Genomic DNA, 23,656 nt, shown 5'->3' with positions numbered 1-23,656 from the left:
GATAAGATGAGCAACAGGAGAACGCAAAATGAAACGGAACAATAAATCAGCTATCGCGCTAATTGCCCTCTCTCTTTTGGCCCTGAGCTCCGGCGCCGCCTTCGCCGGGCATCACTGGGGCAACAATGACGGTATGTGGCAACAGGGAGGTAGCCCGTTAACTACGGAACAGCAGGCGACGGCGCAGAAGATTTATGATGATTACTATACGCAGACCAGCGCGCTGCGCCAGCAACTGATATCCAAACGTTATGAATACAACGCGCTACTGACCGCCAGTTCGCCGGATACTGCGAAAATTAACGCGGTTGCCAAAGAGATGGAGTCATTAGGCCAGAAGTTAGATGAGCAACGCGTGAAACGGGATGTCGCGATGGCGCAGGCTGGCATACCACGCGGCGCAGGAATGGGCTATGGCGGTTGCGGCGGCTATGGCGGCGGTTATCATCGCGGCGGCGGTCACATGGGTATGGGAAACTGGTAAAGCATGTTTGCCGAATGGCGGCTTCGCCATCCGGTATTCCATCAAAAGCTTTTCGCTTGCGGCTGCCAGTGACAAAAATCTGAATTCGCCACCAGCAAAAGTTGCGATCCTTCCGGCGCCTCCAGCCATGCTACGCTCACCTCTACCGATGAGTGGTTCTGGCGGCGCTCAATGTGGCTTATTGCCCAGGAATCCAGATCCGGTTTCAGCGTTTCACCTTCACAGGTGGTTACCGTATGGTCGGCGTGCCAGCGTCCCTGGCGTAGTATGACCCGCCCCAGGCGCAAGGCGTCGCTGGTCTGACGGATTTGTTCGGCGCGATAGCGATACAAGGCAATCTGATCGTTGGAAAGCTGCTGCTTCTGCCCCCCGACTTCACGCTGCATAAAACTGAGTTCGCCATGAGCGTCGAAACGCGCGCGAATATGTTCTGGCGGTTTGCTGTAAATATTGAGTTCAATAAGCGAAAGCGTATCACCCTGCCAACGATATTCGCTGGTCGTCGTGCTGCCGCTATGCCACGGGCTAAAAACAGAAAGCAGATGGACTTCATCGTTCGTATCTTTACGCCAGATACGCACCGCGCCGTGATCGCCGGCAAAGCCGCTGGCAGTAAACGGAGGCGGTGAAGCGTTATGACTGCAGGCAGTCAGCAACAGCGCGCCAGAAAACAGAAACGCGCGACGCCAGACAGACAAAAGGGGCTGATGAGCCCCTTCGATAAAACTGTTCACAGTTATGCGTCTTACTTAACTGCGTCTTTCAGAGCTTTACCAGAAACAAACGCCGGTACGTTAGCGGCGGCGATTTTGATTTCTTTACCGGTCTGTGGGTTACGGCCAGTGCGCTCAGCACGGTGGTTCACTTTGAAGGTACCGAAACCAACCAGTTGTACAGCATCGCCTTCTTTCAGAGACTCAGTAATAGCAGCCAGAGTGGATTCCAGAGCAGCTTTAGCCTGGGTTTTGGACAGTTCTGCTTTGTCTGCAATTACATCAATCAGTTGAGTCTTGTTCATAAGTTATCCTTACAATGTGTTTATCGCTTGCTAAGCATCGAGTGCGACGGAAATGCCAGAAAAGCACTCTCCTGCATACACGCACCGATAGCCACTTTTTTTCGCCTCCCAAATGTAGACCAGACGGGGGGCATAAGGGAAGCCTTATGGCACGACAAATCAGACGTTAAATCACGTTTTCTGGTGTCATTGCTGAAAATTTATACCGATATTGCTCTCGCCAGCCTCGCGCAGGTCTGCCCTGAGCCCTTTTATCAGTTCAATATCACGTTCTTCGCAGTCGGCTAAAAGTCGGAATATTTCCCACTGAATATCCCATTCCTGTTCAACGGCAGGGTTCGTTTTGAGCTCCTCATCGGTCATTTCCCGACCAGCCTGAGTCATTTCCAACATCGCTACCGTAGTAATGGAAGTCTTACTAACCTCAATAGCGTGTTCCAGCGTTTCGCCGCTAAGACGAGAATGCATTAATTCGCTTAATGCGACGCAGGCATCAATCGCCGGGTAAACGCCGTACAAATCATAGTCGTCGGCTGCCGGAATCGCCTCTTCAAACTTCTCCAGTTGGCTATCGAAATTGACCTTCGCATCTTTCACCGTCAGGGTTTCCCAGATCAGATCCAGAATGCGACGGTAGATCTGTCCGTCGCCGAATTCCGTCTGCTTGCAAAACATGGCGTAGTTCGGGTACATGCGCTCGCACAAGCAGGCCATAAAGGTAACGTGCTGCCAGCTTTCCAGCCGCTCCAGACGCAAATGAATCGGGTTTTGTAACATGATGGAATCTCGAATCGGAAATTAGCGGCAGTTTACCTGAATCAGCGCTGAATTTCTTGCCAACGAACAAACGCCGGACGCCCGGAAGCGACGGCATCCGCCCAGCGCGTCGGCTCCGGCAGGCGATACCCTTTCATACAGCGCTGTACCCACGCCAGCGCGCTGTCAGTACTGACCCGGTGCCCTGTCGCGATAAACAGCGGATTACAGCGCGCCTTGCTGCGCCATACCCACGCCAGTTGCTCGCCTTTATCCATTAAGGGGCTAAGTGCGCCAGGTTCGGCGGAAAGTGGTTCAAATTTACCGCATAGCCGTTTTTTCGCCACGCCGATGGTCGGCACGTCCACCAACAGTCCAAAATGACTGGCGACGCCAAGCCGACGCGGATGCGAAATACCGTGACCGTCCACAAACAGCAAATCGGGCTTTTGCGAGAGCTGTTCCCACGCCGCCAGCAGCGCAGGATATTCACGAAAAGAGAGAAAGCCGGGGATATACGGCATGGTGGTGGCAATACGCGCCACCTTGTACTCTACCAGTTCAAGCGACGGATATTTCAGCAATACCATCGCCGCCCGCGTCACCTCGCCGCCCTGCTCAAAACCGACGTCCGCCCCGCCGATAAACGCTGGCGGATCTTTGTCCAACCGATCTTCGCGGCAAACCGATGAAGCAAGTTCTATCTGTTGAGCGCGTAGCGACGCGAGATCCATGCTAACTCCTTAGTTGTGATACTGCGCAGAAAGTCGGTGCACTGCCTCCACAAATGCGCCAGCATGTTCTGGCGGCACATCCTGATGGATGCCATGTCCAAGGTTAAAGACGTGCCCTTCTCCCTGACCGAAACCAGCAAGTATAGTCGCTACTTCGTCTTCGATCCGTGCCGGCGGCGCATACAGCATCGAGGGGTCCATATTGCCCTGCAGCGCCACTTTATGGCCAACGCGACGGCGCGCATCGGCGATATCTGTCGTCCAGTCGAGACCCAGCGCGTCGCAGCCGGTTTCCGCCATCGCCTCCAGCCACTGACCGCCACCTTTAGTGAACAGCGTTACCGGCACCCGGCGACCGTCGTTTTCACGCAGCAGGCCATCGACGATTTTATGCATGTAGTAGAGGGAGAATTGCTGGTAATCGCGGCCAGTCAGCACGCCGCCCCAGGTATCGAAAATCATCACCGACTGCGCACCCGCTTTAATCTGCGCGTTGAGGTACAGCGTGACGCTTTTCGCCAACTTATCCAGCAGCAGATGCAACGCCTGCGGGTCAGCGTACATCATCTTTTTAATCACCGTGAAGGCTTTGCTACTGCCGCCTTCCACCATGTAAGTCGCCAGCGTCCACGGGCTGCCGGAGAAGCCGATCAGAGGAACCTCGCCTTTTAGTTCGCGGCGAATCGTACGCACCGCATTCATCACGTAGCCCAGTTCACCTTCTGGATCCGGAATCGGCAGTTTTTCAACGTCGGCTTTGCAGGTGACAGGGGCTGTAAAGCGCGGGCCTTCCCCAGCTTCAAAATAGAGCCCCAGGCCCATCGCGTCCGGAATCGTCAGGATATCCGAGAAAAGGATCGCCGCATCAAGCGGATAACGGCGCAGCGGCTGTAAAGTGACCTCGCAGGCCAGTTCGGCATTTTTGCACAGCGACATAAAATCGCCCGCCTGAGCGCGAGTGGCTTTGTACTCCGGTAGATAACGGCCCGCCTGGCGCATCATCCACACTGGCGTAACATCAACGGGCTGGCGCAGCAGCGCACGTAGATAACGATCGTTTTTGAGTTCGGTCATTTTTACATTCCTTTAGCGTTGATGCGCCCAGTGTAACATGTCAATCATATTCAGCCCGACACATTGCCACCGTATCTTCGATCAAACGGCGCGCGACGGTGCCCGGTGGCGGTAGTAGCGGCAGATCGTCATAACGGTACCAATTTGCTTCCAACAGTTCTTTCGGGTCGATGACAATCTCGCCGCTGTCATACTCCGCCATAAAAGCGGTCATCAACGACTGCGGGAAAGGCCACGGCTGGGAAGTCACATAGCGCAGATTTTTCACCTTAATCCCGCTCTCCTCCATTACCTCTCGCGCGACCGCCTGTTCTAAGGTTTCGCCGACTTCAACAAACCCGGCCAGCACGGTATGCACGCCGTTGCGGTGGCGAACGTGCTGGGCCAGCAGGATGGAATCCTCACGGCGAATGGCAACAATAATGCAGGGGGCGATTTGCGGGTAGTAACGCTCGCGGCAATGGCTGCACAGCATCGCCCATTCGGTTTTACTCGGGTGCATAGGGTGCCCGCAATAGCCGCAAAATTTATGCGAACGATAAAACTCCGCCAACTGTACGCCACGTCCCGCCAGTTGGAACAACCCGGCCTCCTGATCGATAACCTGGCGAACCGATCCCATATCATGACGTCGATGCTGTAACACCAGCCAAACGGGCTCGCCTTGCCATTCACCTATCCGGAGTGCGCGCTGCCCCACAAGATCGAAATTTGCCGCCAGCCCGTGTGGTAATTCCCCATACGGCAACCATAATTTTTGTTCATGGCTGACGATCCACCAGCCACTCTCTAATTTTTCAATTATACGATCCATAGCTATTGCACTACCTTTGCTTCACTGGCATGTTGTTAACATTATTTTTACATTCATGGCGAGCAGCCTTTATCTAACTTGCGGAGACAATCATGCTAAACCAGCTGGAAAACCTGACGGAGCGCGTTGGCGGAAGCAACAAACTGGTCGATCGCTGGCTGGATGTACGTAAGCACCTGCTCGTGGCTTACTACAATCTGGTTGGCATTAAGCCTGGCAAAGAATCGTACATGCGGCTGAATGAAAAAGCGCTGGATGATTTTTGTCAGAGCCTGGTCGATTACCTTTCCGCCGGGCACTTCAGTATTTATGAACGTATTCTCCATAAATTGGAAGGAAACGGTCAGCTTTTACATGCGGCAAAAATCTGGCCGCTGCTGGAAGATAATACGCAGCGCATTATGGATTATTACGACACCAGCCTGGAAACTGCCATCGATCACGATAATTGTCTCGAATTTCAACAAGCTCTGTCAGATATCGGCGAAGCGCTGGAAGCCCGCTTTGTGCTGGAAGACAAGCTGATTATGCTGGTGTTTGACGCGATGCACGACGGCGCCAGAGTCAAACGTCCCGCTTGAGTTCTGCGCGAGTAACGGGTAGTTTACTTCAGCCCCCTCTTCGGAGGGGCGGTTATCTTGTCGGAGTGCTAATTTTCCACAAAAGCGTTCGTGATGCGTCAAGGCGGCAAGTCGGTGAATCTCCAGGAGCTTACATAAGTAAGTGACTGGAGTGAGCGGACGAAGCCAACGAAGAGGCAGCGCGAAGGATGAAGTGGAAAAGGCTGAGACCGTTAATTCGGGATCCGCGGAACCTGATCAGGTTAATACCTGCGAAGGGAACAAGAGTAATTCTGCTTTATGCTGCTGCCTTTACGGGCGGCGCACATCCATTACTCCATCCGTCGTCTGACAAGCCACGTCCTTAATTTTTTGGAATGAGCTATGTCTACAACAACGTTAACCCGCCGCGAGCAGCGCGCTAAAGCCCAGCATTTTATCGATACGCTGGAAGGCACCGCGTTTCCCAACTCGAAACGCATCTACGTGACCGGTTCGCAGCATGATATTCGCGTACCGATGCGCGAAATTCAACTTAGCCCCACGCTCATCGGCGGCAGTAAAGACAACCCGCAGTTTGAAGAGAACGAAGCCGTACCGGTATACGACACCTCCGGCCCCTATGGCGATCCTGAGGTGGCGATTAACGTCCAGCAGGGTCTGGCGAAACTGCGCCAGCCATGGATTGACGCACGTAACGATAGCGAAGAATTAGACGACCGTAGCTCGGCTTATACCAGAGAACGTCTGGCCGACGATGGCCTGGACGATCTGCGTTTTACCGGCCTGCTGACGCCAAAACGCGCTAAAGCGGGCAAGCGCGTCACCCAGTTACACTACGCCCGCAAGGGGATCGTCACTCCCGAAATGGAGTTCATCGCCATCCGTGAAAATATGGGCCGTGAGCGCATTCGCAGTGAAGTGCTGCGCCACCAGCATCCGGGGATGAACTTTGGCGCGCGCCTGCCGGAAAACATTACGCCGGAATTCGTGCGTGATGAAGTCGCCGCGGGCCGCGCGATTATTCCCGCCAACATCAACCACCCGGAATCGGAGCCGATGATTATCGGCCGCAACTTCCTGGTCAAAGTGAATGCCAACATCGGTAACTCGGCGGTCACCTCCTCCATCGAAGAAGAGGTGGAAAAACTGGTGTGGTCAACCCGCTGGGGCGCGGACACGGTGATGGACCTCTCCACCGGTCGCTATATTCATGAAACCCGCGAATGGATCCTGCGTAACAGCCCGGTACCGATCGGCACCGTCCCGATCTACCAGGCGCTGGAGAAGGTCAACGGGATCGCCGAAGATCTTACCTGGGAAGCGTTCCGCGACACGCTACTGGAGCAGGCTGAACAGGGCGTCGACTACTTCACCATTCACGCGGGCGTGCTGCTGCGCTACGTGCCAATGACCGCCAAACGCCTGACCGGGATTGTCTCACGCGGCGGTTCCATCATGGCAAAGTGGTGTCTCTCCCATCACAAAGAGAACTTCCTGTTCGAACATTTCCGCGAGATTTGTGAAATTTGCGCCGCCTACGACGTCTCCTTGTCGCTGGGCGACGGCCTGCGCCCCGGCTCCATTCAGGATGCCAACGACGAAGCGCAGTTCTCCGAGCTGCATACGCTGGGCGAATTGACCAAAATCGCCTGGGAATACGACGTGCAGGTGATGATTGAAGGCCCGGGCCACGTACCCATGCATATGATCCAGCGCAACATGACCGAAGAGCTGGAGAGCTGCCATGAAGCACCGTTCTACACCTTAGGGCCATTGACCACCGATATCGCGCCGGGCTATGACCACTTCACCTCCGGGATCGGTGCCGCGATGATCGGCTGGTTTGGCTGCGCGATGCTGTGTTATGTGACGCCGAAAGAACACCTCGGCCTGCCGAACAAAGAAGATGTGAAGCAGGGGCTAATCACCTACAAAATCGCCGCCCACGCCGCGGATTTAGCCAAAGGACATCCGGGCGCGCAGATCCGCGATAACGCCATGTCGAAAGCGCGCTTTGAATTCCGCTGGGAAGATCAGTTTAACCTCGCGCTCGACCCGTTCACCGCCCGCGCTTATCACGATGAAACCCTGCCGCAGGAGTCCGGCAAGGTTGCCCACTTCTGCTCCATGTGCGGGCCGAAGTTCTGCTCGATGAAAATCAGCCAGGAGGTCCGCGACTACGCCGCCGCACAAACTATTGAAATCGGCATGGCGGATATGTCAGAGGACTTCCGCGCCAAAGGCGGCGAAATTTATCTCAAGCGGGAGGAAGCCTGATGTATCAGCCTGATTTCCCCACCGTGCCGTTCCGCCTCGGGCTTTACCCGGTGGTGGACAGCGTTGAATGGATTGAGCGTTTACTGGAGTCGGGCGTGCGCACGATCCAGTTGCGTATCAAAGATAAACGCGATGAAGAGGTGGAAGCCGACGTTATCGCCGCCATCGCGCTGGGGCGTCGTTATAACGCCCGGCTGTTTATCAACGATTACTGGCGTCTGGCAATTAAGCACCGCGCTTACGGCGTGCATCTGGGCCAGGAAGACCTTGAAACCACCGACCTGAAAGCGATTCAAGCGGCGGGCTTACGCCTGGGCGTATCGACCCACGATGATATGGAGATAGACGTCGCGCTCGCCGCTAAGCCTTCTTATATCGCGCTGGGTCATGTCTTCCCCACGCAAACCAAGCAGATGCCTTCCGCCCCGCAGGGGCTGGCGCAGCTGGCCAGTCATATTGAACGACTGGCGGATTACCCGACCGTGGCAATTGGCGGCATCAGCCTTGAACGCGCTCCGGCGGTACTGGCGACCGGCGTCGGCAGCATTGCCGTGGTCAGCGCTATTACTCAGGCCGCAGACTGGCGTGAAGCCACTGCAGAGCTGCTGGCAATCGCAGGAGTCGGCGATGAATGACCATGATTTTATGCGTTATAGCCGCCAGATCCTGCTCGGCGATATCGCGATTGAAGGCCAGCAAAAGTTGCTCAATAGCCATGTATTGATTGTCGGCTTAGGCGGATTGGGTTCGCCTGCCGCGCTGTATCTGGCGGGAGCAGGCATCGGCAAACTAACGCTGGTAGACGATGACGATGTTCACTTGAGCAATCTCCAGCGGCAAATTCTGTTCACCACCGACGATATCGCCCACCCGAAGGCGCAGGCGGCAAAACTACGGCTGGCGCAGCTCAACCCCGGTAGCAAGCTGATCGTATTGCAACAACGTCTGACTGGCGATGTGCTTAAAAACGCGGTAGCACACGCCGACGTAGTGCTCGACTGTACCGATAACATGGCGACGCGCCAGGAGATTAACGCCGCCTGTGTGGCGCTCAACACTCCGTTAATTTCCGCCAGCGCCGTCGGCTTTGGCGGCCAGCTAATGGTCCTCACACCACCGTGGGAACAAGGCTGTTACCGCTGCCTGTGGCCGGACGATGTCGAGCCTGAACGCAACTGCCGTACCGCCGGTATCGTCGGACCGGTTGTTGGCGTGATGGGCACCTTGCAGGCGCTGGAGGCAATCAAATTACTCAGCGGTATTGAGACGCCCAGCGGAGAGCTACGCCTGTTTGACGGCAAAACCAGCCAGTGGCGCAGCCTGGCGCTGCGTCATGCCAGCGGCTGTCCGGTCTGCGGAGGGCAACATGCAGATTCAGTTCAATGATGAACCGATGCAGTGCGCCGCAGGGCAAACCGTCAGTGAGCTGCTCACGCAACTCAATCAGCTTAAACCGGGCGCGGCGCTGGCGCTCAATCAGCAGATCCTGCCGCGCGAGCAGTGGCAGCAGCAAATCGTGCAGGAAGGCGACCAGATCCTGTTTTTTCAGGTTATTGCAGGGGGTTGATATGTTACGTATTGCCGACAAAACGTTTGATTCACATCTGTTCACCGGTACCGGGAAGTTTGCCTCATCGCAACTGATGGTCGAGGCAATTCGCGCCTCCGGCAGCCAGTTGGTGACACTGGCGATGAAGCGCGTGGATTTACGTCAGCACAACGACGCTATCCTGGCGCCGCTGATTGAAGCGGGCGTCACGCTGCTGCCCAATACCTCCGGGGCGAAAACCGCCGAAGAGGCAATCTTCGCCGCCCAACTGGCGCGCGAAGCGCTGGGAACCCACTGGCTGAAATTAGAAATCCATCCGGACGCCCGCTGGCTGCTGCCGGATCCGATCGAAACGCTAAAAGCCGCCGAGGCGCTGGTGAAGCAGGGTTTTGTGGTGCTGCCCTACTGCGGCGCGGATCCGGTGTTGTGCAAGCGGCTGGAAGAGGTCGGCTGCGCGGCGGTGATGCCGCTCGGCGCGCCTATCGGTTCGAATCAGGGGCTGGAAACCAAAGCGATGCTGGAGATTATTATCCAGCAGTCCACCGTGCCGGTGGTGGTTGATGCGGGCATTGGAGTGCCCAGCCATGCGGCGCAGGCGCTGGAAATGGGCGCTGATGCGGTGCTGGTCAACACGGCGATTGCCGTGGCGGACGATCCGGTAATGATGGCAACCGCTTTCCGCCTGGCTGTAGAAGCGGGAGTACTGGCGCGTCAGGCGGTGCCGGGTAATCGTAGCACCTACGCCAACGCCACCAGCCCGCTCACCGGATTTCTGGAGGCGTTAGCATGAAAACCTTCACCGACCGTTGGCGGCAACTGGAGTGGGACGATATTCGCCTGCGCATCAATGGTAAAACCGCCGCTGACGTGGAACGTGCGCTGAACGCCGCGCATCTTAGCCGGGATGATTTGATGGCACTGCTCTCCCCCGCCGCCGCCGATTATCTGGAACCGATAGCGCAGCGGGCGCAAAGGCTGACCCGACAACGCTTTGGCAACACCGTCAGTTTCTACGTGCCGCTTTATCTCTCAAACCTCTGTGCCAACGACTGTACCTACTGCGGTTTTTCGATGAGCAACCGCATTAAGCGTAAAACGCTGGATGAGGTGGATATTCAAAGGGAATGCGATGCTATCCGTAAACTGGGCTTTGAGCATCTGCTGTTAGTCACCGGCGAACATCAGGCCAAAGTCGGCATGGACTATTTTCGCCGTCATTTACCCACCATCCGCCGTCAATTTTCCTCTTTACAGATGGAAGTCCAGCCCTTGTCGCAAGAAAACTATGCGGAGCTCAAAACACTGGGGATCGATGGCGTGATGGTTTATCAGGAGACTTATCATGAGGCAATCTATGCACAGCATCACCTGAAGGGAAAGAAACAGGACTTTTTCTGGCGGCTGGAAACGCCGGATCGGTTAGGCCGGGCAGGTATCGACAAAATCGGTCTTGGCGCGCTAATTGGTCTGTCGGACAACTGGCGGGTGGATTGCTATATGGTGGCGGAGCATCTGTTGTGGATGCAGAAACACTACTGGCAGAGTCGCTATTCTGTTTCCTTCCCGCGTCTGCGTCCGTGTACTGGCGGTGTGGAACCCGCATCTGTGATGGATGAAAAGCAACTGGTGCAAACGATTTGCGCTTTCCGGTTATTGGCGCCGGAAATTGAATTATCACTCTCCACCCGCGAATCGCCGTGGTTTCGAGACCATGTGATTCCTCTGGCAATCAACAACGTCAGCGCCTTCTCAAAAACGCAGCCCGGCGGCTACGCTGACGATCATCCGGAACTGGAGCAGTTTTCTCCCCACGATGCCCGTCGGCCTGAAACAGTAGCAAGCGCGTTAAGCGCGCAAGGATTGCAGCCCGTCTGGAAAGACTGGGACAGTTGGCTGGGGCGCGCTTCGCAAACGCGGTGAACCCGTATGTAAACGCATTAGTATTTCACGAACGAGTACGTAATGCGAAAAACGGGAGATTGTTATCGACCTCCCGTTTTTTTATTTTGTCATCGTCAGCAACGGAAGCTGACCAAGGCAAAGTATCCCTTCCTCATTATTGCCCAGCCTTCACCCCTTCATCAGTAACTGACGACCGGGGGCTGGCCACTGGATTATCGAAATAGCGGTGAACTTGAAGTTTTCGGGCAGCGTTCCTGACTGTAATTTCGCTGGCGGCCCCTCTTCCAACCGTGTCTGCTGATCGTTTTTGTCCATAAAATGATGCCCCAGAACAACGGGAATCAGGGGCGAACCCATCAGGGAAAAATGTGTTGCGGCCGGACGCCGATGGTAACGTTACTTGATGGAAAACGCATCTGGGCTGACAAAAATTTAAGCCAGATGTAATCTGACAGATATCTGTATAAATAAAATTGTTATTTAATAACCAATTAAATTATTTAAGCTCTTCTTACTCCCATATTTCACAAGGAATGCCGTATATCTCCGTTCTGAACAGCACTGCGATTTTAAAGTGGCGTTGTAGTAGAGAAAACTGAGCAACAAATATTTTTCGCCGAAACTTGATAGTTTATGCCAATATTTTATGTATTCAATAGCATGATTATTGCCATTTCCGCTACTGCACATGCCTCGCCCATGAACTTTGCGTAAACTGACTGGTATTCATTATAATGTTATCATGCTTAAACTCAATAAAATCGCAAAAAGAATTATAATCTTCATTTAAAGAATAATTAAAATGTTTTCTAATTCCATTACATACACCATCAGAATAGGGATCAGCATCAAATTTAGTATGCATTATTTCTAATCCAGCAAGTAAAGCCGGGTGGTTATTGCGATCAACAGCTATTATCCCGTTTTCCATAGAAGCACGGCCATCTATCCTTTCTACATGAACAGCGATTCCATCCGGAATATATATACCCCCCAGTTTTTCCGTGATAATCATATCAGCATCAAGATATATACACCCACTATTTGTTGATAAATCATAACACCCAACCTTATCCGCCTCCAAAAATAACTGACCAGCCTTTAACATAGCCATATTCCTGTAAAAATCAAACCATCCATGGCCTTTATCCAGTAAGTAAGATTTAATTAATGAATCATTACCCTCTTGAATATCACTCAATTCTTTTTTCAATAGCTGCAGTAAATGACAATCCCTTTTTTCTTCTGGCATGGACTCTTGCTTAGAAATATTTTCCATATAAATTTCTGATAATTTTTTATCGTACATACTAAAGTCAATATCATTTCTATATATGACTTTTATGTTTTCATAGTCATACTCAAGTTTTGAAAAAGCATCCTTTTGTCCCGGAAAAAAATCACCATCTACAAAAATACCTATAAGACGTTCTTTTTCAATTGTTGCTGCTTTAATGATATTGTTAAGGTAGGGGTTTTTCTCTGTGTTAATTATAGGTATATCATTTTTCCCAAAGCGAGCAGGATTCCGCTCAAACCACTGGAAAAGAAGAGGGGTTTTCTCATCTAAAAAGCACAAGGGATAATCTTTTCCATTAAAACTTGTAAACTGAATGTCCCTGTTGGTAACAGTTTTAACCAATTCATTTTTTGAAAGCGCGGGAACATATCTATTTAATGGTGGGATCATAACAATTAAATGCTCCATACTTACTTCATTACATATTTTACATGATGATTATTAGCACATGTTTTTTAGCGTTGCAATCGCTGTCAGCTAAAAGATGCTAAACTAAGCATTAACCGGAGGATACATAAATACCCTACCAGTGAGCAATTAAATAAATAATTTATTAACTTTACTTTTATTCCAGAAATGGCATCATATTTATAATTCCTGTAATAAGAGCAAACAAAGACCTTAATGGAATTAAATCCTTCATTTAATAATTTAAAATGTCCCGCGTAAACAATCAATAAAACAGGTTTATCATTTAATGTATGAACAGCAGGTATTTTATAATGGCGAGCCAATAGACTTTAATAACTTAGATTTATGGGATAAATTTAAAGTCACATTTGGAATCAATGTTACAGAAAAAAACAAACCCAATGATAAAAAATTTCAATTTTGAGTATTGTGGATTCTCTACTTTTATTACGCCGGTTGATGGCGTTGGCGGGATTTTAGTAAAGTGGCTCTCAAACAAACATAATGTAATTGTCCCAACGCCTTATACATTCGGTCAAGACCCCATTCCTGGCGTCAATCTTTATCGTAATACAAAAGCAAAATTTGTTATGGCTAACGGTGGTAATAGTCTTCCCTGTGCGATGGCAAAATATAATACAAAAACTGGACAATTTATTCATATAACCAGTGATAATGATTTTTCACCAATAATACGAGAAACAAGAGTCATGAAAAAATAATTCATTTATTCATTAATATTTATAATTACAGATAAAACCAAGAGCCAGCATGGCATTGAAAAATAAAATACGGCTTTTTTATCCGCGCTGGTTTTGACTCGATGAAGAATAGCGGTGGCGACAATAATAATAAGACAATAAATAAATATAAGTAATGATTTATGGTGAAGTATATATAACGATAGAAACAATAAAAAAGCGGACAGAACGTTTGAAATGGTTATCTTTTTTGTAAATACTAAAAGACTAAACATTAAATAGATTAATGAAATAATCGCTGGCATTTTCTTTCCTTGTAGGCAAGCGACCCGGAATTCGGTATCCAGCATGAAGCTGGTGGAGGGATAAATACCCCTCCACCATTTAACGATTACTCGTTATCAGAACCGCCCAGACCTGCGTTCAGCAGTTCTGCCAGGCTTGCAGATGCATCTTCCGCAGTGACCTGCGGTGTTGCTGGCTGCTCGCCCGCGGCGCGACGGCGCATACGATCCTGGTGGTACGCATAACCGGTACCCGCCGGGATCAGACGCCCCACGATAACGTTCTCTTTCAGGCCGCGCAGTTCGTCGCGTTTACCCGCAACGGCTGCTTCGGTCAGGACACGCGTGGTCTCCTGGAACGATGCGGCAGAGATGAACGATTCGGTTGCCAGAGACGCTTTGGTGATACCCAGCAGATCGCGGGAGAAGGTAGCCCCCACTTTGCCGTTCGCTTCCAGCTCGCGGTTAGCGATCTTGACGCGGGAATATTCAACCTGTTCGCCTTCCAGGAAGTCGGAACTACCGGCGCTTTCGATGGTCGCTTTACGCAGCATCTGACGAACGATAACTTCGATGTGTTTATCGTTAATCTTAACGCCCTGCAGACGGTATACATCCTGGACTTCGTTAACGATGTAACGCGTCACAGCATGAACACCACGCAGACGCAGAATATCGTGCGGCGCTTCCGGACCGTCGGAAATCACATCACCACGTTCTACACGTTCCCCTTCGAACACGTTGAGCTGACGCCATTTCGGAATCATCTCTTCGTACGGATCGCTACCATCAACCGGCGTAATCACCAGACGACGTTTGCCTTTGGTTTCTTTACCGAAGGAAACGATACCTGCGATTTCCGCCAGAATGGCCGGTTCTTTCGGACGACGCGCTTCGAACAGGTCCGCAACGCGCGGCAGACCACCGGTGATATCCTTGGTACCGCCGGATTCCTGAGGAATACGCGCCAGGGTGTCACCAGAACTGATCTGTACGCCATCTTCCAGCTGTACAATCGCTTTACCCGGCAGGAAGTACTGCGCAGGCATATCGGTACCCGGGATCAGAACGTCATTACCCTGAGCATCAACGATTTTCAGCGCCGGACGCAGATCTTTACCACCGGTAGTACGTTCAGCCGAATCCAGAACCACCAGCGAAGACAAACCGGTCAGTTCGTCGGTCTGACGCGTAATGGTCTGACCGTCGATCATGTCAGTGAAGCGGATGAAACCACTCACTTCGGTGATAACCGGCATGGTGTGCGGGTCCCAGTTTGCCACGGTTTCGCCGCCGGCAACCTGCTCGCCATCACCTTTCGCCATGACAGCGCCATAAGGCACTTTATAGCTCTCTTTGGTACGACCGAATTCGTCGATCAGCTTCAGTTCGGTGTTACGAGAAGTGATAACCAGTTTACCGCTGGAGTTCACAACCGACTTCACGTTGCTGAGCTTGATGCTACCTTTGTTCTTAACCTGGATGCTGGATTCAGCAGCCGCACGCGATGCCGCACCACCGATGTGGAACGTACGCATCGTCAGCTGTGTACCCGGTTCACCGATGGACTGTGCCGCGATAACGCCGATAGCTTCACCTTTGTTGATGATGTGGCCACGCGCCAGGTCACGGCCATAGCAGTGCGCACATACACCAAAGTCGGTGTCGCAGGATACAACAGAACGCACTTTAACGGCGTCAACGGAGTTTGCTTCCAGCAGGTCACACCACTGTTCGTGCAGCAGCGTGTTGCGTGGAACCAGAATGTCCGCGGTACCCGGTTTCAGCACATCTTCCGCCGTCACACGACCCAGAACGCGGTCACGCAGCGGCTCTTTCACGTCGCCACCCTCGATAACCGGGGTCATCAGGATACCTTCGTGCGTACCACAGTCATCTTCGGTCACTACCAGATCCTGCGCGACGTCAACCAGACGACGAGTCAGGTAACCGGAGTTCGCGGTTTTCAGTGCGGTATCCGCCAGACCTTTACGCGCACCGTGGGTGGAGATGAAGTACTGGAGTACGTTCAGACCTTCACGGAAGTTCGCGGTGATTGGCGTTTCGATGATGGAGCCATCCGGCTTCGCCATCAGACCACGCATACCAGCAAGCTGACGAATCTGTGCCGCAGAACCACGCGCACCGGAGTCGGCCATCATGTAGATGCTGTTGAAGGAAACCTGCTGCTCTTCCTGGCCGTCACGGTTAATCACGGTTTCGGTTTGCAGGTTATCCATCATCGCTTTAGATACACGATCGTTCGCCGCAGCCCAGATATCGATAACTTTGTTATAGCGTTCGCCAGCGGTTACCAGACCAGACTGGAACTGCTCCTGGATCTCAGCAACTTCAGCTTCCGCCTCAGAGATGATCTCGTGTTTTTTCTCCGGGATGACCATGTCATCAATACCAACGGACGCACCTGAACGCGCTGCATAAGCAAAGCCGGTGTACATCGTCTGGTCCGCAAAAATAACGGTCGGTTTCAGGCCCAGAATACGGTAGCAAGTGTTCAGCATTTTGGAGATCGCTTTCTTGCCCAGCGCCTGGTTGACGATGGAGAAAGGCAGACCTTTCGGTACGATCATCCACAGAATGGCGCGACCAACGGTCGTGTCTTTCAGGCTGGTGTGCGCAACGAATTCGCCGTTTTCATCTTTTTCATATTCAGTGATACGCACTTTAACGCGCGCATGCAGAGAGGCCAGACCTGCGCGATAGATACGCTCAGCTTCTTTCGGGCCAGTCAGCACCATGCCTTCGCCTTTGGCGTTAACACAGTCACGGGTCATGTAGTACAGACCCAATACCACGTCCTGAGACGGAACGATGATAGGTTCGCCGTTCGCCGGAGACAGGATGTTGTTGGTAGACATCATCAGCGCACGCGCTTCAAGCTGGGCTTCCAGCGTCAGCGGTACGTGAACAGCCATCTGGTCACCATCGAAGTCGGCGTTATATGCCGCACAAACCAGCGGGTGCAGCTGGATAGCTTTACCTTCGATCAGTACCGGTTCAAATGCCTGGATACCCAGACGGTGCAGAGTCGGTGCACGGTTCAGCAGTACCGGGTGTTCGCGGATAACTTCGTCAAGGATATCCCAAACGACAGCTTCTTCACGCTCAACCATTTTCTTCGCGGCTTTGATGGTGGTGGCAAGGCCACGCAGTTCCAGCTTGCCGTAGATGAACGGTTTGAACAGCTCCAGCGCCATTTTCTTCGGCAGACCGCACTGGTGCAGACGCAGGTATGGACCTACGGTGATTACAGAACGACCGGAGTAGTCAACACGCTTACCGAGCAGGTTCTGACGGAAACGACCCTGCTTACCTTTGATCATGTCGGCCAAAGATTTCAGAGGACGCTTGTTAGAACCGGTGATCGCACGACCGCGACGACCGTTATCCAACAGGGCGTCAACCGCTTCCTGCAGCATACGTTTTTCGTTGCGTACGATGATGTCCGGCGCAGCCAGATCCAGCAGACGCTTCAGACGGTTGTTACGGTTAATGACGCGACGATACAGATCGTTCAGATCTGACGTGGCGAAACGACCACCATCCAGCGGAACCAGCGGACGCAGATCTGGCGGCAGAACCGGCAGAACGGTCAGGATCATCCACTCTGGCTTGTTGCCAGACTGAACGAAGGCTTCCAGCAGTTTGATACGCTTGGTCAGCTTTTTACGCTTGGTTTCGGAGTTGGTTTCGTTCAGCTCTTCGCGCAGAGTTTCACACTCTTGCTCCAGATCCATGCTCTTCAGCAGGGCCTGGATAGCTTCCGCCCCCATCTTCGCGTCGAATTCGTCACCGAACTCTTCCAGCGCGTCCAGATACTGCTCTTCAGTCAGGATCTGTTGACGTTCCAGGTTGGTCATACCGCCTTCGATAACCACATAAGATTCGAAGTACAGTACGCGTTCGATATCGCGCAGCGGCATATCGAGCAGCAGACCGATACGGGACGGCAGCGATTTCAGGAACCAGATGTGAGCAGTCGGGGACGCTAGCTCGATGTGGCCCATACGCTCACGGCGTACTTTGGTCTGGGTCACTTCAACGCCGCACTTCTCACAAATAACACCACGATGTTTCAGGCGCTTGTACTTACCGCACAGGCACTCGTAGTCTTTTACCGGCCCAAAGATACGGGCGCAGAAAAGGCCGTCACGCTCAGGTTTGAACGTACGGTAGTTGATGGTTTCCGGCTTTTTAACTTCACCGAAAGACCATGAACGGATCATGTCTGGCGAAGCCAGAGCAATTTTGATCGCATCAAACTCTTCGGTTTTAGTCTGCGCTTTCAGAAACTTTAATAAATCTTTCACGGATTTGCTCCCGTCGGAGTTAGCACAATCTGGTGTCGGGTTTTACCCCGACACCAGTGACCTGTTTGAGCGAGAATTACTCGTCTTCCAGTTCGATGTTGATGCCCAGCGAGCGGATCTCTTTCAACAGAACGTTGAAGGATTCCGGCATACCCGGTTCCATCTGATGGTTGCCGTCCACGATGTTCTTATACATCTTGGTACGACCATTCACGTCATCAGACTTAACGGTGAGCATTTCCTGCAGGGTGTAGGCGGCGCCGTAAGCTTCCAGCGCCCACACTTCCATCTCCCCGAAGCGCTGACCACCGAACTGCGCCTTACCACCCAGCGGCTGCTGAGTAACCAGGCTGTAAGAACCGGTAGAACGCGCATGCATCTTGTCATCAACCAGGTGGTTCAGTTTCAGCATGTACATGTAACCGACGGTTACCGGACGTTCGAACTGTTCACCCGTACGGCCATCGAACAGGGTGATCTGACCGGAGGTCGGCAGGTCGCCCAGTTTCAGCAGCTCTTTGATTTCCGCTTCTTTCGCACCGTCAAACACTGGTGTGGCAATCGGCATACCTTTGCGCAGGTTTTCTGCCAGACGCAGCACTTCATCATCGCTGAAGGTGCTCAGGTCGACTTTCTGACGAACGTCGGCGCCCAGATCGTAGGCACGCTGGATGAATTCGCGCAGTTTCGCGACTTCCTGCTGCTGTTTCAGCATGGCGTTAATCTTGTCGCCAATACCTTTCGCAGCCATACCCAGGTGGGTTTCCAGAATCTGGCCGATGTTCATACGAGACGGTACGCCCAGCGGGTTCAGTACGATGTCTACCGGCGTGCCGTTTTCATCGTAAGGCATGTCTTCGATCGGGTTGATCTTAGAGATAACACCCTTGTTACCGTGACGACCTGCCATCTTATCACCCGGCTGGATACGGCGTTTAACGGCCAGATAGACCTTCACGATCTTCAGCACGCCCGGCGCCAGATCGTCGCCCTGGGTGATTTTACGGCGCTTCGCTTCAAGTTTTTTCTCGAACTCGTGTTTCAGTTCGTCATACTGCTCAGCCAGTTGTTCCAGCTGATTTTGTTTCTCTTCGTCGGTCAGACCGAGTTCCAGCCAGCGGTCGCGCGGCAGTTTGTCGAGCTTCTCAGCTTCAACGCCGCTGGAAACCAGCACCGCACGGATACGGCTAAACAGGCCCGCTTCGAGGATCTGCAGTTCTTCAGACAGGTCTTTTTTCGCCTGCTTGAGCTGCATCTCTTCGATTTCCAGAGCACGTTTGTCTTTTTCTACGCCATCGCGAGTAAAGACCTGAACGTCGATAACCGTACCGGAGACACCGTTAGGTACGCGCAGAGAAGAGTCTTTAACGTCAGACGCTTTCTCACCGAAGATCGCACGCAGCAGTTTCTCTTCCGGCGTCAGCTGGGTTTCACCTTTCGGCGTCACCTTACCGACCAGAATGTCACCGCCTGTCACTTCCGCGCCGATGTAAACGATACCGGATTCATCCAGTTTGGAGAGCGCAGCTTCACCCACGTTCGGGATATCAGCGGTGATCTCTTCCGGCCCCAGCTTGGTGTCACGGGACACGCACGCCAGTTCCTGAATGTGGATGGTGGTGAAACGGTCTTCCTGGACAACACGCTCGGAAACGAGAATGGAGTCTTCGAAGTTGTAGCCGTTCCACGGCATGAACGCCACGCGCATGTTCTGACCGAGCGCCAGTTCACCGAGGTCGGTGGACGGACCGTCTGCCAGCACGTCGCCGCGTTCAACCGGCTCGCCCAGAGACACACATGGCATCTGGTTGATACAGGTGTTCTGGTTAGAGCGGGTGTATTTGGTCAGGTTATAGATGTCGATACCCGCTTCGCCCGGGTACATCTCGTCTTCGTTAACTTTGATAACGATACGGGACGCATCCACGTACTGAACAGTACCGCCACGTTTAGCTACTGCAGTAACACCGGAGTCGACGGCGACAGCACGTTCCATACCGGTACCCACCAGCGGCTTGTCAGCGCGCAGAGTCGGAACCGCCTGACGTTGCATGTTCGCACCCATCAATGCACGGTTGGCGTCATCGTGTTCCAGGAACGGGATCAGGGACGCACCGACGGAGACCACCTGCTGGGTGGAAACGTCCATGTAGTCAACCTGGTCGCGGCTGAACAAGCTGGATTCGCCTTTGCTACGGCAGGTCACCAAATCTTCTACAAAGTGGCCTTCGTCATCCAGGTTGGAGTTCGCCTGAGCGATAACGTAGTTGCCTTCTTCGATAGCAGACAGGTAATGAATTTCGTCAGTAACCACGCCATCAACCACACGACGGTACGGCGTCTCAAGGAAGCCATATTCGTTAGTCTGTGCGTACACGGACAGGGAGTTGATCAGACCGATGTTCGGACCTTCCGGCGTTTCGATAGGACATACGCGACCGTAGTGCGTCGGGTGTACGTCTCGAACTTCGAAGCCTGCGCGTTCGCGGGTCAGACCGCCTGGGCCGAGTGCGGAGATACGACGTTTGTGCGTAATCTCAGACAGCGGGTTGTTCTGGTCCATAAACTGAGACAGCTGGCTGGAACCAAAGAACTCTTTCACTGCGGCGGAAATCGGCTTGGCGTTGATCATATCCTGAGGCATCAGGGTATCCAGATCGCCCAGAGACAGACGCTCTTTCACCGCACGCTCTACACGCACCAGGCCAACGCGGAACTGGTTTTCCGCCATTTCGCCGACGGAACGGATACGACGGTTGCCGAGGTGGTCGATATCATCCACTTCGCCTTTACCGTTACGGATATCGATGAGCTTCTTCATGACATCAATGATGTCGTCTTTGCTCAGGATACCGGAACCTTCGATTTCGTCGCGCAGCAGAGAACGGTTGAACTTCATACGACCCACCGCAGACAGGTCATAGCGGTCTTCGGAGAAGAACAGGTTCTCAAACAGGCTTTCAGCCGCTTCGCGTGTCGGCGGCTCACCAGGGCGCATCATGCGGTAGATTTCTACCAGCGCGCTCAGACGATCGTTAGTTGGGTCGACGCGTACCGTTTCAGAAATGTACGGGCCGTGGTCCAGATCGTTGGTAAACAGCGTTTCGATACGCTTGTGGCCGGACTGGCTCAGCTTAGCCAGCAGATCCAGGCTCAGCTCCATGTTCGCCGCGCAGATCAGCTCGCCAGTAGATTCGTCAACGTAGTCTTTAGAGACGACTTTACCTGCGATGTACTCAACCGGAACTTCGATATGCTTGATATCGTCTTTTTCCAGCTGACGGATGTGACGCGCGGTAATGCGACGGCCTTTTTCAACGTACACTTTGCCGTTAGCTTCGATATCGAACGACGCGGTTTCGCCACGCAGACGTTCTGGAATCAGCTCCATCTGCAGTTTGTTGTCGCGAATTTCGAAGACGACTTTCTCAAAGAACAGGTCAAGGATCTGCTCAGTGGTGTAGTTCAGCGCACGCAGGATGATGGTCGCAGGTAGTTTACGGCGACGGTCGATACGTACGAACAGGTTGTCCTTCGGATCGAATTCGAAGTCCAGCCAGGAACCACGGTAAGGAATGATGCGCGCGTTATACAGCACTTTACCCGAAGAGTGGGTTTTACCTTTGTCGGAGTCAAAGAAGACGCCAGGGCTACGGTGCAGCTGAGAAACGATAACACGCTCAGTACCGTTGATAACAAAGGTACCGTTGTCGGTCATGAGCGGAATTTCGCCCATGTAGACTTCTTGTTCTTTAATGTCTTTTACGGTGCCTTCCGGCGCTTCGCGCTCGTAGATCACCAGACGCAGTTTTACGCGCAGCGGTGCGGAATAGGTCACGCCACGGATCTGACATTCCTGAACGTCAAACACCGGTTCGCCAAGGCGGTAGCTGACGTACTGCAGCTCGGAATTACCGCTGTAGCTCTGAATCGGGAACACGGAACGGAAGGCTGCTTCCAGGCCGTACTGCCCTTCAGGATCTTGCTCGATAAACTTCTGAAACGAGTCAAGCTGGATAGAAAGGAGATAAGGTACATCCAGAACTTGTGGACGTTTACCAAAATCCTTACGAATACGTTTTTTCTCGGTATAGGAGTAAACCATAGGGTTCCTCAGCTCGCTGACAAGTCGACCCATCTGTCCTGCGGGGGACAGTTTGTGCAACACTATTTTGTTGACCGGAAAATGGATACTTTCCGCAATGCCTGTTGCTATCACGCTTAAACCATTTCATTGCGATTTACACAGAACGTACGCTCTGTCGCAGTATATTAAGTCGTCGATAGAAACAAGCATTGAAAGGCACAGCAGTAGTCAAACAGTGTGAAACGCTACTGGCGCCTTACAGCGCAAAAAGGCTGGTGACTAAAAAGTCACCAGCCATCAGCCTGATTTCTCAGGCTGCAACCGGAAGGGTTGGCTTATTTAACTTCAACTTCAGCGCCAGCTTCTTCCAGAGATTTTTTCAGTGCTTCAGCGTCATCTTTGCTCACGCCTTCTTTCAGAGCGGCCGGAGCAGATTCTACCAGGTCTTTAGCTTCTTTCAGACCCAGGCCAGTTGCGCCACGTACTGCTTTGATAACAGCAACTTTGTTAGCGCCAGCAGCTTTCAGAATTACGTCGAATTCAGTTTTTTCTTCAGCAGCTTCAGCCGGGCCAGCAGCTACAGCTACAGCAGCAGCAGCGGAAACACCGAATTTTTCTTCCATTGCAGAAATCAGTTCTACAACGTCCATTACGGACATAGCGGATACTGCTTCAATGATTTGATCTTTAGTGATAGACATTTAAATTGTTCCTGAATATCAGAATAAGTTTATACGTAAGCAAATGCTTGATAAAGACAACTGCGATTACGCAGCTTCTTTTGCATCGCGTACAGCAGCCAGTGTGCGAACCAGTTTGCCAGCCGAAGCTTCTTTCATGGTTGCCATCAGGCGTGCAATTGCTTCTTCGTAGGTCGGCAGAGTTGCCAGGCGGTCGATCTGAGACGCCGGGATCAGCTCACCTTCAAAGGCTGCAGCTTTGACCTCAAATTTTGCATTCGCTTTCGCGAACTCTTTGAACAGACGAGCAGCAGCGCCCGGGTGTTCCATAGAGTATGCAATCAGGGTCGGACCAACAAACGTGTCTTTCAGGCACTCGAACTGAGTACCTTCAACGACGCGGCGCAGCAGGGTGTTACGAACAACACGCATGTATACGCCAGCTTCACGACCTGCTTTACGCAGTTCAGTCATTTTATCTACAGTTACGCCACGGGAATCCGCAACTACTGCAGACAGCGCGCCTTTGGCTACTTCGCTGACTTCAGCAACAATCGCTTGTTTGTCTTGAAGATTTAAAGCCATTAGCTTTGCTCCTGGATGTTTGCCGGAACTCATGTTCCGGAACTCACTTCACTCATCTCAACGAGAAGAGCGTCTTAATACGGTGAGCAGAAACAAGCCAGAGTAT

The 23,656-nt window shown here is 52.5% G+C and carries 22 protein-coding genes and 18 other annotated features; of the genes, 9 read left to right on the top strand and 13 right to left on the bottom strand.

Annotation, left to right across the window (positions count from 1 at the left end; all coding sequences use genetic code 11):
• Nucleotides 1-14: 14 nt before the first annotated feature.
• Nucleotides 15-20 (top strand) — a ribosome-binding site (putative RBS for zraP; RegulonDB:STMS1H004085).
• The gene (gene zraP, locus STM4172; protein ID NP_463041.1) for a zinc-resistance associated protein occupies nucleotides 15-484 on the top strand. Within the gene, nucleotides 29-484 belong to an annotated coding region; the region does not span the whole gene. (Overlaps the previous feature by 6 nt.)
• A gap of 41 nt (nucleotides 485-525) precedes the next feature.
• Here zraP and yjaH read toward each other — a convergent pair.
• The 6 genes from yjaH to yjaD all read right to left on the bottom strand — a co-directional run bounded on the left by yjaH (nucleotide 526) and on the right by yjaD (nucleotide 4,897).
• A complete protein-coding gene (yjaH, locus tag STM4171; RefSeq protein ID NP_463040.1) occupies nucleotides 526-1,218 on the bottom strand; it encodes a putative inner membrane protein in 693 nt (230 codons plus the stop codon).
• An 11-nt stretch (nucleotides 1,219-1,229) separates the two neighbouring features.
• Nucleotides 1,230-1,513 (bottom strand): DNA-binding protein HU-alpha gene (gene hupA / locus STM4170; RefSeq protein ID NP_463039.1). Within the gene, nucleotides 1,230-1,502 belong to an annotated coding region; the region does not span the whole gene.
• Nucleotides 1,508-1,513 (bottom strand) — a ribosome-binding site (putative RBS for hupA; RegulonDB:STMS1H004084). Its footprint overlaps the gene before it by 6 nt.
• A gap of 175 nt (nucleotides 1,514-1,688) precedes the next feature.
• Complete coding sequence (yjaG, locus tag STM4169) at nucleotides 1,689-2,279, bottom strand: putative cytoplasmic protein (protein ID NP_463038.1); 591 nt, start codon at nucleotides 2,277-2,279, stop codon at nucleotides 1,689-1,691.
• Between the two features lie 41 nt (nucleotides 2,280-2,320).
• Nucleotides 2,321-3,003, bottom strand: a protein-coding gene (gene nfi, locus STM4168; protein ID NP_463037.1) for an endonuclease V. Within the gene, nucleotides 2,321-2,992 belong to an annotated coding region; the region does not span the whole gene.
• Nucleotides 2,998-3,003, bottom strand: a ribosome-binding site (putative RBS for nfi; RegulonDB:STMS1H004083). Its footprint overlaps the gene before it by 6 nt.
• The gene (hemE, locus tag STM4167; RefSeq protein NP_463036.2) for a uroporphyrinogen decarboxylase occupies nucleotides 3,002-4,079 on the bottom strand. Within the gene, nucleotides 3,002-4,066 belong to an annotated coding region; the region does not span the whole gene. The genes nfi and hemE overlap by 2 nt, the downstream gene beginning before the upstream one ends.
• Nucleotides 4,074-4,079: a ribosome-binding site (putative RBS for hemE; RegulonDB:STMS1H004082), on the bottom strand. (Overlaps the previous gene by 6 nt.)
• 27 nt (nucleotides 4,080-4,106) lie before the next feature.
• Nucleotides 4,107-4,897 (bottom strand): putative NTP pyrophosphohydrolases containing a Zn-finger gene (gene yjaD / locus STM4166; RefSeq protein ID NP_463035.1). Within the gene, nucleotides 4,107-4,880 belong to an annotated coding region; the region does not span the whole gene.
• Nucleotides 4,892-4,897: a ribosome-binding site (putative RBS for yjaD; RegulonDB:STMS1H004081), on the bottom strand. (Overlaps the previous gene by 6 nt.)
• Before the next feature lie 63 nt (nucleotides 4,898-4,960).
• Nucleotides 4,961-4,966: a ribosome-binding site (putative RBS for rsd; RegulonDB:STMS1H004080), on the top strand.
• On the opposite strand from yjaD, the gene rsd reads away from it, so the two are divergent.
• The 7 genes from rsd to thiH all read left to right on the top strand — a co-directional run bounded on the left by rsd (nucleotide 4,961) and on the right by thiH (nucleotide 11,189).
• The gene (gene rsd / locus STM4165) for a regulator of sigma D (RefSeq protein NP_463034.1) occupies nucleotides 4,961-5,461 on the top strand. Within the gene, nucleotides 4,973-5,461 belong to an annotated coding region; the region does not span the whole gene. It overlaps the preceding feature by 6 nt.
• A 351-nt stretch (nucleotides 5,462-5,812) precedes the next feature.
• Nucleotides 5,813-5,818: a ribosome-binding site (putative RBS for thiC; RegulonDB:STMS1H004079), on the top strand.
• Nucleotides 5,813-7,720, top strand: a protein-coding gene (gene thiC / locus STM4164; RefSeq protein NP_463033.1) for a 5'-phosphoryl-5-aminoimidazole. Within the gene, nucleotides 5,825-7,720 belong to an annotated coding region; the region does not span the whole gene. Its footprint overlaps the feature before it by 6 nt.
• Nucleotides 7,709-7,714: a ribosome-binding site (putative RBS for thiE; RegulonDB:STMS1H004078), on the top strand. (Overlaps the previous gene by 6 nt.)
• The gene (thiE, locus tag STM4163) for a thiamine phosphate pyrophosphorylase (protein ID NP_463032.1) occupies nucleotides 7,709-8,355 on the top strand. Within the gene, nucleotides 7,720-8,355 belong to an annotated coding region; the region does not span the whole gene. Before thiC ends, thiE begins: the two co-directional genes overlap by 12 nt.
• Nucleotides 8,336-8,341, top strand: a ribosome-binding site (putative RBS for thiF; RegulonDB:STMS1H004077). It overlaps the preceding gene by 6 nt.
• Nucleotides 8,336-9,106, top strand: a protein-coding gene (gene thiF / locus STM4162) for a thiamine biosynthesis protein, thiazole moiety (RefSeq protein ID NP_463031.1). Within the gene, nucleotides 8,348-9,106 belong to an annotated coding region; the region does not span the whole gene. The genes thiE and thiF overlap by 20 nt, the downstream gene beginning before the upstream one ends.
• Nucleotides 9,081-9,086: a ribosome-binding site (putative RBS for STM4161; RegulonDB:STMS1H004076), on the top strand. (Overlaps the previous gene by 6 nt.)
• The gene (locus tag STM4161) for a putative protein involved in thiamine biosynthesis (RefSeq protein NP_463030.1) occupies nucleotides 9,081-9,287 on the top strand. Within the gene, nucleotides 9,087-9,287 belong to an annotated coding region; the region does not span the whole gene. Before thiF ends, STM4161 begins: the two co-directional genes overlap by 26 nt.
• Nucleotides 9,277-9,282: a ribosome-binding site (putative RBS for thiG; RegulonDB:STMS1H004075), on the top strand. Its footprint overlaps the gene before it by 6 nt.
• Nucleotides 9,277-10,059, top strand: a protein-coding gene (thiG, locus tag STM4160) for a thiamine biosynthesis protein, thiazole moiety (protein NP_463029.1). Within the gene, nucleotides 9,289-10,059 belong to an annotated coding region; the region does not span the whole gene. Before STM4161 ends, thiG begins: the two co-directional genes overlap by 11 nt.
• Nucleotides 10,042-10,047: a ribosome-binding site (putative RBS for thiH; RegulonDB:STMS1H004074), on the top strand. Its footprint overlaps the gene before it by 6 nt.
• Nucleotides 10,042-11,189 (top strand): thiamine biosynthesis protein, thiazole moiety gene (thiH, locus tag STM4159; RefSeq protein NP_463028.1). Within the gene, nucleotides 10,056-11,189 belong to an annotated coding region; the region does not span the whole gene. The genes thiG and thiH overlap by 18 nt, the downstream gene beginning before the upstream one ends.
• A 150-nt stretch (nucleotides 11,190-11,339) precedes the next feature.
• Here the strand turns inward: thiH and STM4158 are convergent.
• Nucleotides 11,340-11,528 carry a putative cytoplasmic protein gene (locus tag STM4158; protein NP_463027.1) on the bottom strand — a complete coding sequence of 63 codons (189 nt, stop codon included), beginning with the start codon at nucleotides 11,526-11,528 and terminating at the stop codon, nucleotides 11,340-11,342.
• Nucleotides 11,529-11,850: 322 nt separating this feature from the next.
• The gene (locus tag STM4157) for a putative cytoplasmic protein (protein NP_463026.1) occupies nucleotides 11,851-12,867 on the bottom strand. Within the gene, nucleotides 11,851-12,861 belong to an annotated coding region; the region does not span the whole gene.
• Nucleotides 12,862-12,867 (bottom strand) — a ribosome-binding site (putative RBS for STM4157; RegulonDB:STMS1H004073). It overlaps the preceding gene by 6 nt.
• A 387-nt stretch (nucleotides 12,868-13,254) precedes the next feature.
• Nucleotides 13,255-13,260, top strand: a ribosome-binding site (putative RBS for STM4156; RegulonDB:STMS1H004072).
• Here STM4157 and STM4156 point away from each other — a divergent pair.
• Nucleotides 13,255-13,604 (top strand): putative cytoplasmic protein gene (locus STM4156; protein NP_463025.1). Within the gene, nucleotides 13,260-13,604 belong to an annotated coding region; the region does not span the whole gene. It overlaps the preceding feature by 6 nt.
• Before the next feature lie 5 nt (nucleotides 13,605-13,609).
• On the opposite strand, the gene STM4155 is transcribed toward STM4156, so the two are convergent.
• The 5 genes from STM4155 to rplJ all read right to left on the bottom strand — a co-directional run bounded on the left by STM4155 (nucleotide 13,610) and on the right by rplJ (nucleotide 23,564).
• A complete protein-coding gene (locus tag STM4155; protein ID NP_463024.1) occupies nucleotides 13,610-13,933 on the bottom strand; it encodes a putative inner membrane protein in 324 nt (107 codons plus the stop codon).
• Nucleotides 13,934-13,974: 41 nt separating this feature from the next.
• Nucleotides 13,975-18,212 (bottom strand): RNA polymerase, beta prime subunit gene (rpoC, locus tag STM4154; RefSeq protein ID NP_463023.1). Within the gene, nucleotides 13,975-18,198 belong to an annotated coding region; the region does not span the whole gene.
• Nucleotides 18,207-18,212, bottom strand: a ribosome-binding site (putative RBS for rpoC; RegulonDB:STMS1H004071). It overlaps the preceding gene by 6 nt.
• Nucleotides 18,213-18,274: 62 nt before the next feature.
• Nucleotides 18,275-22,313 (bottom strand): RNA polymerase, beta subunit gene (gene rpoB / locus STM4153; protein NP_463022.1). Within the gene, nucleotides 18,275-22,303 belong to an annotated coding region; the region does not span the whole gene.
• Nucleotides 22,308-22,313: a ribosome-binding site (putative RBS for rpoB; RegulonDB:STMS1H004070), on the bottom strand. (Overlaps the previous gene by 6 nt.)
• Before the next feature lie 307 nt (nucleotides 22,314-22,620).
• Nucleotides 22,621-23,000 (bottom strand): 50S ribosomal subunit protein L7/L12 gene (rplL, locus tag STM4152; RefSeq protein NP_463021.1). Within the gene, nucleotides 22,621-22,986 belong to an annotated coding region; the region does not span the whole gene.
• Nucleotides 22,995-23,000, bottom strand: a ribosome-binding site (putative RBS for rplL; RegulonDB:STMS1H004069). It overlaps the preceding gene by 6 nt.
• Nucleotides 23,001-23,052: 52 nt before the next feature.
• Nucleotides 23,053-23,564, bottom strand: a protein-coding gene (gene rplJ, locus STM4151; RefSeq protein NP_463020.1) for a 50S ribosomal subunit protein L10. Within the gene, nucleotides 23,053-23,550 belong to an annotated coding region; the region does not span the whole gene.
• Nucleotides 23,559-23,564 (bottom strand) — a ribosome-binding site (putative RBS for rplJ; RegulonDB:STMS1H004068). It overlaps the preceding gene by 6 nt.
• Nucleotides 23,565-23,656: the final 92 nt, after the last annotated feature.

Origin of the sequence: Salmonella enterica subsp. enterica serovar Typhimurium str. LT2, assembly GCF_000006945.2 — a bacterium.
GTDB classification, from domain to species: domain Bacteria; phylum Pseudomonadota; class Gammaproteobacteria; order Enterobacterales; family Enterobacteriaceae; genus Salmonella; species Salmonella enterica.
This window is presented reverse-complemented; position numbering and strand designations above follow the sequence as displayed.

What these genes read in the sequence shown, in the direction of transcription:
- zraP (NP_463041.1), top strand. Translation starts at nt 29, where the DNA reads ATGAAACGGAACAATAAATCAGCTATCGCGCTAATTGCCCTCTCTCTT.
- hupA (NP_463039.1), bottom strand. Translation starts at nt 1,502, where the DNA reads ATGAACAAGACTCAACTGATTGATGTAATTGCAGACAAAGCAGAACTG.
- yjaG (NP_463038.1), bottom strand. Translation starts at nt 2,279, where the DNA reads ATGTTACAAAACCCGATTCATTTGCGTCTGGAGCGGCTGGAAAGCTGG.
- nfi (NP_463037.1), bottom strand. Translation starts at nt 2,992, where the DNA reads ATGGATCTCGCGTCGCTACGCGCTCAACAGATAGAACTTGCTTCATCG.
- hemE (NP_463036.2), bottom strand. Translation starts at nt 4,066, where the DNA reads ATGACCGAACTCAAAAACGATCGTTATCTACGTGCGCTGCTGCGCCAG.
- yjaD (NP_463035.1), bottom strand. Translation starts at nt 4,880, where the DNA reads ATGGATCGTATAATTGAAAAATTAGAGAGTGGCTGGTGGATCGTCAGC.
- rsd (NP_463034.1), top strand. Translation starts at nt 4,973, where the DNA reads ATGCTAAACCAGCTGGAAAACCTGACGGAGCGCGTTGGCGGAAGCAAC.
- thiC (NP_463033.1), top strand. Translation starts at nt 5,825, where the DNA reads ATGTCTACAACAACGTTAACCCGCCGCGAGCAGCGCGCTAAAGCCCAG.
- thiE (NP_463032.1), top strand. Translation starts at nt 7,720, where the DNA reads ATGTATCAGCCTGATTTCCCCACCGTGCCGTTCCGCCTCGGGCTTTAC.
- thiF (NP_463031.1), top strand. Translation starts at nt 8,348, where the DNA reads ATGAATGACCATGATTTTATGCGTTATAGCCGCCAGATCCTGCTCGGC.
- STM4161 (NP_463030.1), top strand. Translation starts at nt 9,087, where the DNA reads ATGCAGATTCAGTTCAATGATGAACCGATGCAGTGCGCCGCAGGGCAA.
- thiG (NP_463029.1), top strand. Translation starts at nt 9,289, where the DNA reads ATGTTACGTATTGCCGACAAAACGTTTGATTCACATCTGTTCACCGGT.
- thiH (NP_463028.1), top strand. Translation starts at nt 10,056, where the DNA reads ATGAAAACCTTCACCGACCGTTGGCGGCAACTGGAGTGGGACGATATT.
- STM4158 (NP_463027.1), bottom strand. Translation starts at nt 11,528, where the DNA reads ATGGGTTCGCCCCTGATTCCCGTTGTTCTGGGGCATCATTTTATGGAC.
- STM4157 (NP_463026.1), bottom strand. Translation starts at nt 12,861, where the DNA reads ATGATCCCACCATTAAATAGATATGTTCCCGCGCTTTCAAAAAATGAA.
- STM4156 (NP_463025.1), top strand. Translation starts at nt 13,260, where the DNA reads ATGTTACAGAAAAAAACAAACCCAATGATAAAAAATTTCAATTTTGAG.
- STM4155 (NP_463024.1), bottom strand. Translation starts at nt 13,933, where the DNA reads ATGCTGGATACCGAATTCCGGGTCGCTTGCCTACAAGGAAAGAAAATG.
- rpoB (NP_463022.1), bottom strand. Translation starts at nt 22,303, where the DNA reads ATGGTTTACTCCTATACCGAGAAAAAACGTATTCGTAAGGATTTTGGT.
- rplL (NP_463021.1), bottom strand. Translation starts at nt 22,986, where the DNA reads ATGTCTATCACTAAAGATCAAATCATTGAAGCAGTATCCGCTATGTCC.
- rplJ (NP_463020.1), bottom strand. Translation starts at nt 23,550, where the DNA reads ATGGCTTTAAATCTTCAAGACAAACAAGCGATTGTTGCTGAAGTCAGC.